Here is a 12,591-nt window from a genome sequence, read left to right on the forward strand (position 1 = left end):
CCGGATCAGTCTTCCTTGATGACAATTTCGCCTCGCAGGCTGTGCGACAAGGATTGCAAAATCCTAACATCGACGAATTGATTGACCAATCGCGCATTGCCAACGAAATTGACGATCCGGTTGTTGTCGGTGCGCCCGGCCAGTTCGTTCGGGTCTTTTTTCGACGGGCCTTCGACCAGTACCCGCTGGACGCTACCGACCATCGCCTGGCTGACCGCCTGCGCCAATTCGTCGATCCGCTTCTGCAGGCGGGCCAGGCGCGCCGACTTGACCTCGGCCGGGGTGCTGTCTTCCAGTTCGAGCGCCGGCGTGCCCGGGCGCGGGCTGTAGATGAAGGAGAACGAAGCGTCGAAGGCGACATCGTCGATCAGCTTCATCGTCTTCTCGAAATCCTCGTCGGTCTCGCCCGGGAAGCCGACGATGAAGTCGGACGACAGCGAGATGTCGGGTCGCGCAGCGCGCAGCTTGCGCACGACCGACTTGTATTCGAGCGCCGTGTAGCCACGCTTCATCGCCGCCAGCACGCGGTCGGAACCGGACTGCACCGGCAGGTGCAGGTGCGAGACCAGCTTTGGTACCTTGAGGTAGGTGTCGATCAGGCGCTGACTCATCTCGCGCGGGTGCGAGGTGGTGTAGCGGATGCGCTCGATCCCCGGCACCTCGGCGATGTACTCGATGAGCAGCGCGAGGTCGGCCTTCTCGTCGGTGCCGTCCATGTCGCCGCGGTAGGCATTGACGTTCTGGCCGAGCAGCGTCACTTCCTTAACGCCGTGCGCGGCGAGGTCGGCGACTTCGGTGAGGATGTCGGTGAACGGCCGCGACACTTCGCCGCCGCGGGTGTAGGGGACGATGCAGAAGGTGCAGAACTTGGAGCAGCCTTCCATGATCGAGACGAAGGCGCTGGCGCCCTTGACCTCGGCCGGCGGCATCGCATCGAATTTCTCGATCTCGGGGAAGGAAACGTCGACCGCCGCCTTGCCCTTCGCCTTGCGCTCGGCGATCAGTTGCGGCAGTCGGTGCAGCGTCTGCGGCCCGAACACGACATCGACGTAGGGGGCGCGGGCGACGATGGCGTCGCCCTCCTGGCTGGCGACGCAGCCGCCGACGCCGATCACCAGGTCGGGGTTCTTCTGCTTCAGGTGGCGGACCCGGCCGAGATCGTGGAACACCTTCTCCTGCGCCTTCTCGCGCACCGAACAGGTGTTGAACAGGATGATGTCGGCTTCCTCGGGGTTGTCGGTCTTGACGATACCTTCGGCGGCATTGAGCACATCGGCCATCTTGTCCGAATCGTACTCGTTCATCTGGCACCCGAAAGTGCGGATGAATAGTTTCTTGGGCATGGGGGAAATCTTTTTAAAATCAGTGGCGCCGCTTCGGCAAGCAGGGCGCGGAAAAGTTGCGCATTATAACGCGGTTGACCGCGCTGCCAGCCGCCAACTATAATTCGCGCCCTCCAAGCGTGGTGATGTAGCTCAGACGGTTAGAGCGATGGATTCATAACCCATAGGTCGGCAGTTCGATTCTGCCCATCACCACCAAAGATCCTACGACCAGGGCCAGCAAATGCTGGCCCTGGTCGTTTCTGCGGCGACAAAATCCCGGCAGGCGAATTTCTTGCCTCCTTGATCCCGCCAACTCTCCGAGAGTCTGTGCCGATAATCTCATGTCAACTCGGTTAAAGTACTGTCCATGTGAATCCTTGAATTGACATGATGAATCTGACACCGTCTGGCTTTATGGTCTCACGCGTCATGCGGGAAGAGCTGCAAGGGCATCGTGGTCTTGTCATCTGGTTTACCGGCTTGTCTGGTTCCGGAAAATCCACGCTGGCCCGCGCTGTCGAAGAAAAATTACATTTGGCTGGTTGCCGCACTTTCGTTTTGGATGGCGATAACGTCCGGCTTGGCCTGTGTCGCGACCTGGGATTTTCCACGAGCGATCGCCATGAAAACATCCGCCGCGTGGGCGAAATGGCCAAGTTGTTTCTGGAAGCCGGAGTGATTACCTTGGCTGCCTTCATCTCTCCGTTTGCAGATGATCGGCAGCGAGTTCGCGCCTTGTTTTCAGCCGGAGACTTTCTTGAAATTTACTGTAATGCGCCTGTTGATGTCTGCGAAGCCCGGGATGTCAAGGGCTTGTACAAGAAGGCGCGGCAAGGACTTATTCCGGAGTTTACCGGGGTTTCTTCGGCTTACCAGGCACCAGTTGCGCCCGAGCTTTCTATTGACACCGCACGGCAAACCGTAGACCAGTCGGTCTCAACAATTTTTGCCCTCTTGCAGCGTCGCGGCTTCGGTAGCGGCTAGTCATCGCCTGGGGATAAGGAGAGATCGAAAATGTTTTACACCGCCTATGGCTTAACTATTCAGAGTCAACTGGACTTGCCAGAGCTGGAGAGATCGTTTCCAAGCGTAGCGCCGGATGTCACTGTCAGACTGGGCACGGTTGGCGCCGGCGGATTGCCTGGCGGCAGACAACTCGGGCCGTATTTATGGGTAGGCCAGAATACCTTCTGGCTGCAAGTTCCCGGTGTCGCGCGCTTCCTTGTTCAGAGCGGCACCTCCATATGGTGCGATCCGGAGGTCGGTGTGGATGAAGATAGCGTCCGTGTTTTCTTGCTGGGATCCTCTTTTGGCGCGCTGCTCTTGCAACGCGGTCATCTCGTTCTGCATGGCAACGCTATTCGGATTGGAGATGCATGCATGCTCTGCGTCGGGCCGTCTGGTGCCGGAAAATCAACGCTCGCCGCTGGCTTTTTGCAGCGAGGCTATGAAATTCTGGCGGATGACATTGTTCCGGTCGATGCCCAGTGTCGTGCGCTCCCCGGTTTTCCGCGCATCAAGCTTTGGCGGGACATGGCGGATCAATTGAATATCGATACTGGCGATCTGCGCCGGATTCGCCCCAACACCGAAAAGTTCAACTACCCCTTGCCGCCGGCAAGTCCGCATCCCTTGCCGATTCGATGGGTCTACATCCTTGGTAGTGATCAAAACGATACATTAAGACTTGAGCCCATTCAGGGCATGCATCGCTTTCAGCCGCTTCATGGCAATATTTACCGCGTGCGGTTTTTGCATGGCACGGCCTTGAAGGCGGAGCATTTACAACTTTGCGGTCAGTTGGCCGGCAAGATTCGCCTTGCAAGGGTAACTCGCCCTCGTACAGGCTTCAGTCTTGTCCAGATGATCAATCGTATCTTGGCCGACATTGCGGAGCATCCCTGACCATGGGGGGGATTTACTGGTTGGCCTCCTACCCAAAATCTGGCAATACTTGGTTTCGTGCTTACCTGAAAAATTTGATCAATGACGGAGACCGGCCGGTCGATATCAACGACCTGAACACTGGCGGCATCGCCAGCAGTCGCTGTTGGCTGGACGAGGTCTTGGGGTTTGATACCGCCGAACTGGCTCCGGAAGAGATTGAACAATTGCGCCCGGATGTTTATCGCTGGTTCTTGCGGGACGAGGTTATCAGCTATTACAAGATCCACGACGCCTACACGCTGACTGCCCGTGGCGAACCTATCGTCAGTCGGGAGGCTACTCTAGGTGCGCTGTACATCCTGCGCAACCCACTCGATGTGGCGCTGTCGGCGGCCAATCACTGGCACCTTGATGTGGATGAGACCATAGAGCGCATGGGAGATGTGAGGACGACGCTGGCCCGGGGGCGCAGCGGGCTGCCCGATCAGGTCAGTCAGAAGATACTGACTTGGTCACAGCATGTTTTGAGTTGGGTCGATGCCCCAGGGTTGAATGTCAAGGTTATACGCTACGAAGACATGCTGAGCTCCTCGCTCAGCATCTTTACCGAGGCTACGCGCTTTCTACAACTGCCCGATGCGTTCGGGCAGATAGAGAAAGCCCTCCGTTTCAGCGATTTCAGGGAGTTATCCCGCCAGGAGTTGGAAAAGGGATTCAAGGAGCGTCCTCTGGGCGCTAGACAGTTCTTTCGGCAAGGAAGAAGTGGCGGTTGGCGGGGCGGGCTTACTCCGCAACAAATCGCTCGAGTAATCGCGGATCACGGTGAGGTAATGCGACGATTCGGCTATCTCGATTTATCAGGCAATCCTGTCTGATTTTGCTGAGTTGAGCTCTAGGTTGTCTCCACTGAGTTTTTTCTTCCGCCTATTTCGCCACTTTCGGCGCGAAGTGTGGCAGCGTCGTCTGCCGCATGGCTTGTTGAGCCTGCGTTATCTCTGGCCCGGTCAGGACGAGCGCATCCGTCTGCACCGTCGATTATGGTGGCAAGGCCCAACGCTCTGGCCTCGCCCCCTGTGGTTGCTGTTGCAGGCCGGTCTCTGGTTGCGTTGGGTATCCTGGCATGCGCCCCTGGCTTGCTTTCGTGTCCTCCGCAGCCATGGTGTGTACATCGAAGCAGAAGAACGACTGCCGCGTCATGTTCAAGCTTGGCGCATCGTTAAACTTGCGCTGCTATGGTGCATTCCTCCGGCGCAAGCTTGTCAGTTCAGGTTATACCGGAACCCCGAGCAAGCACTCGATTACGTCTACGACCACGAGTGCGCGGCTTATCACGCTTGGCGCAGTGAAGGGCTGGGATGTTCACTGGCGTCCCGCAGGTTACTGAAGGACAAAGCCGCATTTACCGCTGCCATGCAGTCGCAGGGCATTACGATGGCGCCGATCCTGGCTTATGCCTCCCGGGGGCGGCTAGATACGCTGCCGCTGAAAGAAGGCCTTAAGCAGGCTGGGCGTGTTTTTTGCAAAATGAACAGCGGCAATCAGGGGCAGGGCGCTTTTTCCGCCTGGCTGACTTCAACGGGGCTGGCCGGCTGCCGCTTCACCGGTCAATCCTTGCCAGACACCCTCGCCGTTGAATCTGCTTGGCTTGAGTTGCTAAAGCTCGATGATGCCCTTGTTCAGCCTTGTTTGACCAATCACCCCAAACTTGCGCCCTTGTCATTTAATGGCGAAGTCATTACCGTGCGTTTCATCAGTCAATGGGAGGAGCGGGGCATCAATTCCCCCTCCGCTTCTCTCTCCTGTCTATGCGCTACGCTGGAGGTGCCGGCAGGAATGGATCAAGAAGGTCGCCTGTATTACGCGATTCTGCCTATCGCTCCGGCGACTGGCGGGGTCGGGGCTCCTATTTGTGGCGTGGCTGAACCGCCAGACATACGGGCCGCTACCGCGCGAGTTGCCCGAGACGCACGCAATTTGGATGCGCTGCCAGAATGGCTGCGCATCGTAGAGAGCTCTTGCTCAGCCCACCGGCGGTACGCGTTAGGTGTGCGCGCCGTGGCCTGGGATTGGGTTCTGACGCCGAAGGGGCCTGTGCTTTTGGAGGGAAATGTTGGCTGGGGGTGCTCTGTTCCCCAGCTCATACGCCCTGGCCTTGGTTTCGCACGCCCAGACCCTTAGGCAGAAATCCTGTTACCATTGATCCAGTCACAACATTTACTCATGGACTATTTCCGATGAACACTCGACCGCTCAACACTCAAGTCAATCCTAGCATCGAGCAGGGATACGCCTTGGATGCCAACACGCGGACTCCATACCGTCCTCCCCATGTGGAAGTGCTCGTCACCCCGGCTACCGCCGGTAAGGCTGTCACAGGTCCCGAGGTCACCGATTCCGTCGCTCCTTCCTAATCCTACGGTGTGCCGTTGGCCCCTTGGTCTGCACTTCTCTGACCTAAATGCGCCAAGCTGGTGTAGTGCTGCGTTCTTGAAAAGACTTTTGGCGACTACCGCTACAATGCGTCATGCATGCAAGGCGGAGGGTTGAATTCGATTTGCGGCCGAGATTGAATTGAGTGAGGAAGAACGAGCGGAGCTGGCCAATCTGACGGCCTCTCGGCAGACGAGCGTGAGATTGTCGCAACGTGCTCGGATCGTGCTGCTGGCCGCCGACGGACTGCAGATCCAACAGATTGCGGAGCAATTGGGCATTGGGCGGGTTCAAGTGGCCCGCTGGCGTGGGCGCTATGCCCAGATGCGGCTTGCCGGGATTGAGCGCGACTTGCCGCGGGGTGCGCCACCGAAAAAGGTGGATCTGGCGCAGCTAGTGGAACTGACCACCCAGAGCTAGCCCGAAGAGGCGACGCACTGGAGCACGGATAGCAAAAAGTCCATCCGGTGAATCGCCGATTGCTGGATGGCTGGATTCGCCATGGCTATCGTGTCAGTGTGTGACAGACAGCGTTTCCTCGTGTGCTTGCCCGGATGGCATTCGCTCATAGGCCATCCAGCCATTCATTGAGCCTCGATAAAGTTGCAAAGCTGCGCCGGAACATGAAACCAAATTCGTTATCCACGCTACCTTTTTCAGCGCGAGCTATCTGACCCCGGAACTTTTGGCGGTCGATGAGTGCTTCCAAGGCGGGATGAAGGCGAGATTCCAAGGTTTGCGCTTGCTTGGCAAGCTGTTGGATGTCCGCACCATTCTTTTTCTGATGCAATAGAGCGTACCCCATATCTTTGCTCTGTTTCCAGGCCACCCGCTTGGGCACGATGCCGTCGATGGCGCGGCGGTGCAAATAGCGGCCGATGCCCTTGGGGCCGAATTTTTCTATGCTTGGTGTTGAGAGGTACTGCTGGACCAAGCGAGCGTCCCACAGCGGCCAGCGATAGTCGACACCGTACGCCGCCGCCATGACGCAGCAGCTCTCCAGGCGAGCGGCTATTTGCATCCGCCCTAAGTGGTGTTGGAGAATGAAGTCGTTGGTACGCCGGTAGGGAGCGTCATAAACCGCAGCTTCCATGTAGCGTTCGTACAGTTCGAGGCGTTGCACGATTTCAGGACGCAGCAACTGTTGCGGCCAACGTTGGGTCCAGGCTTTAATGAAGTTGAGGTTGGCGCTGGGGCTTCTGCGACTCACTGTGGCCGCTTTCAATAAACGCAGCGTACGCATGAGAGGGTTGCCTTGTAGCGTTTTCCACAAAGCACCATACTGGTGGCGATCCAGCAACTCAAAACGCAAATGTTGTCCTGTGTTGGTTACGATTTCGTCCCCGCCGAATCCAGAGAATAGGGTACGTATCCCACGTTTTTGACATTCCTCATAAAAGGGAATGTGCCCGCTCGCGTTGGCATGCTCTTCTGGATAACCTATGGCGGCTAGGCTTTGGGCAACCCGCGATTCTTGATCTGCCGGACCATAACGATCCGTTATCACATAGTTGTGGCGTATGCGTTTTGCCTGGCTGGTCTCCAGAATATAGGCTGGTTCGTGTTCGCACAGGGCAAAACTGAAACTATGGAGGCGGTCACCTGGTTCACCGAGGAAGTGGGCAAGGTAAGCCGTAATGGTAGCCGAATCAATCCCTCCGCTGTTTTCCGTGCCCATGGGGTGGTGCGGTTCCATGCGGCAGCGGATTGATTCTTCCAGTATTTCGCGGTAGTCATCAACCCAACGCGAGTCACAATGGGTGGAAAAAGGTGGATCGTCCCGCCAGCGATGGTAGCGTTGGATATTGACGCGCCCTTCGGCGTCGAATCGAGCCCAACAGCCAGGCGCCAGCTTCTTGATTTCCTTGTAGGCGCTCTCGGTTTGGCTAAAGGATAAATCGAGAAGATAAGTCGCCGCCCAATCCGCGTCCTTGGTCAAGGGGCGAGGAGAGAGGCGCTTCAACTCTGGTACGCTGAAGCCGTAGTGCAATTGCTGGCGCTCAATGTGGTAGTACAGCGGTTTGACGCCCAAGGGGTCTCGGGCCAAATAGGTGACCCCGCGCAGATTGTCATGCAGAGCCAGCGCAAAATCGCCAACGAGATGCTCCGCCATCGCTTCTCCCCAATGGCGCCATGCCAAAACAAGCACCCTGGTTGTGCACGCTTGCGCTTTCGCAATTCCCAGTCTGGTGCACAGGTCAGAAAGGTTGTGGATATGTCCGGAGATGGTGATCTGAATATCGTCAGAGGATGTTAACATGCTGCTCTTGTTGGAAAATTATGAGCTGCCTATCGTATCCGCAACGATTTGGCGAACGCTGATTTTGTTGCAAAGTTTATCGCCCATGATGCCCCATGCCGAAAAAAAAACTGTTTTTGTCCGCAACCCTGACCTGATTGCCGCCGACATGGACGGTGATACGGTCATAATGAGCATTGAGCGAGGAGAGTATTATGGTATCGGGGGGGTCGGGTCCCGGGTCTGGGACCTGTTAGCGCAACCCATTTCGGTGCTGGATTTGGTTGAAGTGGTCTGTACCGAATTCGACGTTGCTCCTTCAGTCTGTCAAGCCGACATGGAGCGTTTTATTAACGAATTGAAAGTTCTCGGGTTGATTGAGACGGCGGATATCGCTTGAGAGGATTGACCAAAAATCAGCCTCTTGTTCCAATTGAATTTCGACTCAAGAGCATCTTCACGCCCCAAGACTGATAAGCCCCCTCTTCTAATTGCGAAGGCGGGTGACTGGACGGCATGCTCCGCTGCTTGTATGGCGCTGGATGCACGTCGATAGCGTTCTACCCCACTCTGATCAGGCATTGACCAGAAAACAAGAAAACAGACGGGTCTCGGATGGCTTTTCCTTCTTCAGATCAGCCGCCTGCGAGAGCTTGATGATGCGCAAGCGATGGGGCGGAACCTGTTTTCCCCATGACGCAACCGGACCAAACAGGATTGAGTCCGACCTGATCGGAGCCAGAAATTCACTAGTAGCCTGGCGACCTTGACCCAAGCGGGCTGCTGAAATTGGGGTTGGAAGGCTGAAATCCGCTGGTTTCTGTCTGAAGGCGCACGATTTCCCCTTGTTTTCTACTGTGGGCGCGATACGGCCATGCGCTTTAGATTCCATGCGAGGCAAACCAGGGTCCATTCCCCCGTGACCTTTTTCAGGCCGCGCAGGGAGAACTGACGAAAGCCGAGTGCGGACTTGATGATGCCGAATACGGGTTCGATGCTTTGCTTGTGCGGGGCATAGAGGGGTCGTCCCGCCTTCGTCTTCAATTCGTGCGCCAAGGCGTTGCGTCGGACGGCAAAGCCCCCGGCTCGGTAAAGCGTCCCAGTGGTGCGGGATGATGTTGATCCCACTCGATTGCAATGAACGGATCAATACCGTGCGTCGTGCGGGCTTCAACATTTCTGGTCCTATAAAACCCTGTGTCCGCTGCCAGTGCCTGCGGCCGACCCAATGAGGTCGGCCCCTCTTGATAAAAATTTGTCCGCAGCCACGACTTGATTGTCACCGACATGGATGCTGAGGCGCTGTGATCGCGATACGTGATCAGCTACCGAATGTCAGTTGTGAACGCCTGCTTATCTGACGAAACTCCCGGGCTGGTCTTGCTAAATGCATATATTATGTCATTCGGGTTTGTTCGAAGTTTCCATGGGGCGGGATCAGCACCGTGCGCTACCTCACAGTCTTCTTGCTATGCTTTTTCTTTCCTCCGTTGGGAGGCTTTGCCTCGGTTCGTGCCTTCGATTTTCTCGAGGCGACTCATCTGGTTGACCTGCGTCAGGGATCGTCGTTATCCGCCAGGGTCAGTGTCATCTGGGGCGTGAGCACCGGGGAAAAGGGGGAAAAGTACGCCATCGCCCCCAGCTTCAAGCTGGGCTTGCTCTATGGCATCCGGTCGTGGGGTAAGGGGCGTCTGACCATCAAGGCCTATCACGTTTTTTCCGGCGCGCTCAGGGAAAAGACCTGCTCTGCAGATTATGGCGAAATCGCTGGGGTGCGCGAGGTGAACTGCCGACTGGCGGCTTCGCCGATGGCGCCTGAGGAGACGCTACGTTTCAACTTCAACGAAAAGCCCGAGGACCGCAATTTCATTTCAATCGAGTATAGAAAGGAATTCTGATGAAGCCTGTCGATTTACATGCCAGTCTGAAAATGTCATTGACCGTCGGCTTGCTGGCAGCGGCGTTTTCGGTTCAGGGGCAAAGTACTTATTCTTGGATGAGTCCGGATGTCGGAAAAGCCTGGGATTCGGGCTACAAAGGTCAGGGGGCGACAATCACGGTAGTCGATGACTTTTCCGGAGACTCGCCATTTTCCGGCAATCTCGGAACGGGCGGGCAATTGCAGGGGCATGGTGACTGGACTGCGCTGCAGGCTTCAATGATCGCGCCGGAGGCGATGGTGGTGCAGCGAAACTGGGGTTCGGAAGCGGTCGCCCTGACGCAAGATCGCTTGAATGTGCTGAACATGAGTTACGGCATGTATGCGCGTTCCGGCTATGGCGTGAATCGCATTTCCTGGTCCGGGCAGGAGCAGTCCATCATCAATTATGCAAAAACCGGGGCAGCGGTGATTGCCAAGGCGGCGGGCAACGATGCAGTCGCCGTGGGGCGGGCGAATCGGAGCGGCAATGTCGATTATCTGAATCTTGCGCTCAAGGGGGCGCCATCGGCGATCTACGTCGGCGCGTTGAGCAGCAATGGAAGCACGACGGCAAAAGCCAGCCTGGCTTCCTATTCGAATTACGCTGGCAGCGACAGCGCGATCCAGAAGAACTTCCTGGTGGTCGGGGTGAAAGGCGATACTACCGGCCTGTACGGGACTTCCTTTGCCGCACCCATCATCAGTGGTTACGCAGCCGTGATCGGCAGCAAGTTCACGGCAGCGACGCCGACGCAGATTGCCAATCAGCTACTGACGACAGCGCGTACCGATACGCTGCGCAATTACCGCGCCAGTGTTTACGGTCGTGGAGAGGCGAGCCTGACGCGGGCGCTGGCGCCGGTGAGCATCAGGTGAGGCTGGCCATCTGCGCAGCGGGGGCGAGCGTTTCGACGCGGTTCCGTCCCCGCTTCTTGGCCTGATAAAGGCTCTGGTCGGCGCTTCGGAGCAGTTGTTCCGCCGGGCAGTCGCTCAAGTTCCGACTGGCGGCTACGCCGAAACTGCAGGAGACGAAAGCTTTGATGCCCTGCGTGTGTGGTATGCGCAGGTCGCGGATGGCCGTTCGCATGCGTTCGCCGACGGCGTTCGCTCCACGTAGATCGGTGCCGGGCAGGATAACGGCGAATTCTTCGCCGCCGTAGCGGGCAACGCTGTCTTCGACACGGAACAACGATTCGCTGAGGGCGTTGGCGACGGCCTTGAGGCAAAGGTCGCCTGCCTGGTGGCCGTAGATGTCGTTGAATTGTTTGAAATAGTCTACGTCGCAGAGGATCAGGCTAAGTGGCGCGCCGGTCCGCTGACAGCGTTTCCATTCGGTGTTCAGGGTGTCGTCGAAGTAGCGGCGGTTGGGAATGCAGGTCAGGCCGTCGAGCGTGGATATCTGTTTGAGGCGGCGATGGGCGGCGTGGATCTCGCGCTGCATGCCGACGATGCGCAGCATGGCGCGGACCTTGGCCAGCAGGATGACTTCGGATACCGGTTTGTGCAGGAAATCGTCGCCGCCGGCAATGATGCCGCGGGCGACCATGTCATCGTCGATCAGCGGTGACAGGAAAATCACGGGCATCCACAGCGAAAATTCGGACTCGTCCTTGAGGATCTCACGATTGCGAATGCGCCGGACGAGTTCGATGCCGTTGCCGTCATGCAGATGGATGTCGATGAGAACCAGGCTGGGCGAACGTGCCGCAATCTGCTGAATCGCCTCGCCGCCATCCTGGGCGAAGGCGACGTCGACATCGCCGAGCTGGGAAAGGCACTCGCCCAGCAGCGCTCGATTCGCAGCGGAACTGTCGACGACGAGGATTTCGTACTTTCCGGCAGGCATCGGGGGCTGGCAGAAAATGATGAGGGCAAATCATAGCACCGAGCCCCGTCGGCTAGCCGTTCACTTTTTCGTCGAGCGGGGGCGAGGTAATATCCGTCACTGCTCCATACGCTACCGTCTGGAGTTGTACGCGATATAACAAATCAAGGAGAAAGCACATGCAATTGAACGACAAGGTTTTCATCGTCACCGGCGGAGGTTCCGGCCTGGGCGCGGCCACCGCGCGCGGCTTGGTCGAGGCGGGGGCGCGCGTTGTCCTGGTCGATGTGAATCGTGAGGCCGGTCAGGGGCTGGCGGATGAGTTGGGTCCTGCGGCCCGCTTCGTCGAGACCGATGTGACGAGCGAGGCTTCCGGGCGTGAAGCGGTTCAGGCGGCGCTGTCCTGTTTTGGTGCCGTCCATGGACTGGTGAACTGTGCCGGCGTCGCGCCAGCCGAGAAGGTTCTGGGCAAGGAAGGGCCGCATCGCTTGGAGAGCTTTGCCAAAGTCATCAATATCAATCTGGTCGGTACTTTCAACATGCTGCGCCTGGCGGCCGAGGCCATGATGAAAAACACGCCGGATGCCGGTGGTGAACGCGGTGTCATCATCAATACCGCTTCGGTTGCCGCCTTCGAGGGGCAACTTGGACAGGCCGCCTATGCCGCCTCGAAAGGCGGGATTGTTGCGCTGACTTTGCCCGTTGCCCGCGAGTTGGCGCGTAGCGGCATCCGTTGCATGACGATCGCGCCGGGGATCATGGAAACGCCGATGCTGCTCGGCATGCCGCCGGAAGTCCAGGATTCGCTGAACAAGATGGTGCCTTTCCCGACGCGCATGGGCAAGCCGGCCGAGTATGCCGCGCTGGTGCGGCATATCGCCGAGAACGCCTATCTCAACGGCGAGGTCATTCGCCTGGATGGCGCCATCCGGATGGGGACCAAATAAACTATACTAGTCCCCCG

At 57.6% G+C, this 12,591-nt stretch carries 13 protein-coding genes, 1 tRNA gene and 1 pseudogene; 10 read left to right on the forward strand and 5 right to left on the reverse strand.

Annotated features, from left to right (window positions below; all coding sequences use genetic code 11):
• Window positions 1–5: 5 nt before the first annotated feature.
• Window positions 6–1,343, reverse strand: a complete 1,338-nt coding sequence (gene miaB, locus ACLIIZ_RS05890) for a tRNA (N6-isopentenyl adenosine(37)-C2)-methylthiotransferase MiaB (protein ID WP_416691192.1) — start codon at window positions 1,341–1,343, stop codon at window positions 6–8.
• 121 nt (window positions 1,344–1,464) lie between these two features.
• Between miaB and ACLIIZ_RS05895 the strand changes: the two genes are divergently transcribed.
• From ACLIIZ_RS05895 to ACLIIZ_RS05920, 6 genes are all read left to right on the forward strand, one after another.
• Window positions 1,465–1,541: transfer RNA gene (locus ACLIIZ_RS05895), tRNA-Met, on the forward strand.
• A gap of 171 nt (window positions 1,542–1,712) precedes the next feature.
• Window positions 1,713–2,309: an adenylyl-sulfate kinase gene (gene cysC, locus ACLIIZ_RS05900; RefSeq protein ID WP_416691193.1), complete on the forward strand. Its 597-nt coding sequence runs from the start codon at window positions 1,713–1,715 to the stop codon at window positions 2,307–2,309.
• Between the two features lie 30 nt (window positions 2,310–2,339).
• On the forward strand, window positions 2,340–3,230 hold the full coding sequence (locus tag ACLIIZ_RS05905; protein WP_416691194.1) for a hypothetical protein: 891 nt from the start codon (window positions 2,340–2,342) through the stop codon (window positions 3,228–3,230).
• A 2-nt stretch (window positions 3,231–3,232) separates the two neighbouring features.
• Window positions 3,233–4,087, forward strand: coding sequence for a sulfotransferase domain-containing protein (locus ACLIIZ_RS05910; protein ID WP_416691195.1), 855 nt, complete (start codon window positions 3,233–3,235; stop codon window positions 4,085–4,087).
• 286 nt (window positions 4,088–4,373) lie between these two features.
• Window positions 4,374–5,390: an ATP-grasp domain-containing protein gene (locus ACLIIZ_RS05915; protein WP_416691196.1), complete on the forward strand. Its 1,017-nt coding sequence runs from the start codon at window positions 4,374–4,376 to the stop codon at window positions 5,388–5,390.
• 393 nt (window positions 5,391–5,783) lie between these two features.
• Entirely contained in the window at window positions 5,784–6,062 is a 279-nt protein-coding gene (locus ACLIIZ_RS05920) for a helix-turn-helix domain-containing protein (protein ID WP_416691197.1), read from the forward strand.
• A 145-nt stretch (window positions 6,063–6,207) separates the two neighbouring features.
• Here ACLIIZ_RS05920 and ACLIIZ_RS05925 read toward each other — a convergent pair whose 3' ends face one another.
• Window positions 6,208–7,902 (reverse strand): asparagine synthase-related protein, encoded by a 1,695-nt coding sequence (locus tag ACLIIZ_RS05925; RefSeq protein WP_416691198.1) that lies wholly within the window; start codon window positions 7,900–7,902, stop codon window positions 6,208–6,210.
• On the opposite strand from ACLIIZ_RS05925, the gene ACLIIZ_RS05930 reads away from it, so the two are divergent.
• Complete coding sequence (locus ACLIIZ_RS05930; RefSeq protein ID WP_416691199.1) at window positions 7,901–8,281, forward strand: lasso peptide biosynthesis PqqD family chaperone; 381 nt, start codon at window positions 7,901–7,903, stop codon at window positions 8,279–8,281. The genes ACLIIZ_RS05925 and ACLIIZ_RS05930 overlap by 2 nt on opposite strands.
• A gap of 174 nt (window positions 8,282–8,455) precedes the next feature.
• Here ACLIIZ_RS05930 and ACLIIZ_RS05935 read toward each other — a convergent pair whose 3' ends face one another.
• Window positions 8,456–8,773, reverse strand: a complete 318-nt coding sequence (locus tag ACLIIZ_RS05935) for a hypothetical protein (RefSeq protein ID WP_416691291.1) — start codon at window positions 8,771–8,773, stop codon at window positions 8,456–8,458.
• Window positions 8,734–9,119 (reverse strand): annotated as a pseudogene (locus ACLIIZ_RS05940) (transposase); the annotation flags it as partial. The pseudogene ACLIIZ_RS05940 and the gene ACLIIZ_RS05935, both read right to left, overlap by 40 nt.
• Before the next feature lie 207 nt (window positions 9,120–9,326).
• Between ACLIIZ_RS05940 and ACLIIZ_RS05945 the strand changes: the two are divergent.
• Window positions 9,327–9,779: a hypothetical protein gene (locus ACLIIZ_RS05945; RefSeq protein WP_416691200.1), complete on the forward strand. Its 453-nt coding sequence runs from the start codon at window positions 9,327–9,329 to the stop codon at window positions 9,777–9,779.
• Window positions 9,779–10,678 (forward strand): S8 family serine peptidase, encoded by a 900-nt coding sequence (locus ACLIIZ_RS05950; RefSeq protein ID WP_416691201.1) that lies wholly within the window; start codon window positions 9,779–9,781, stop codon window positions 10,676–10,678. Before ACLIIZ_RS05945 ends, ACLIIZ_RS05950 begins: the two co-directional genes overlap by 1 nt.
• Here ACLIIZ_RS05950 and ACLIIZ_RS05955 read toward each other — a convergent pair.
• Window positions 10,671–11,648 carry a diguanylate cyclase gene (locus ACLIIZ_RS05955; RefSeq protein WP_416691202.1) on the reverse strand — a complete coding sequence of 326 codons (978 nt, stop codon included), beginning with the start codon at window positions 11,646–11,648 and terminating at the stop codon, window positions 10,671–10,673. The two genes, ACLIIZ_RS05950 and ACLIIZ_RS05955, sit on opposite strands and share 8 nt — an antisense overlap.
• 158 nt (window positions 11,649–11,806) lie before the next feature.
• Here ACLIIZ_RS05955 and ACLIIZ_RS05960 point away from each other — a divergent pair, with 158 nt between their 5' ends.
• The gene (locus tag ACLIIZ_RS05960; RefSeq protein ID WP_416691203.1) at window positions 11,807–12,574 is read left to right on the forward strand and encodes a 3-hydroxyacyl-CoA dehydrogenase; all 768 of its coding nucleotides are present in this window, start codon (window positions 11,807–11,809) and stop codon (window positions 12,572–12,574) included.
• Window positions 12,575–12,591: the final 17 nt, after the last annotated feature.

Origin of the sequence: Azonexus caeni (assembly GCF_048146105.1) — a bacterium.
GTDB lineage: Bacteria > Pseudomonadota > Gammaproteobacteria > Burkholderiales > Rhodocyclaceae > Azonexus > Azonexus aromaticus_B.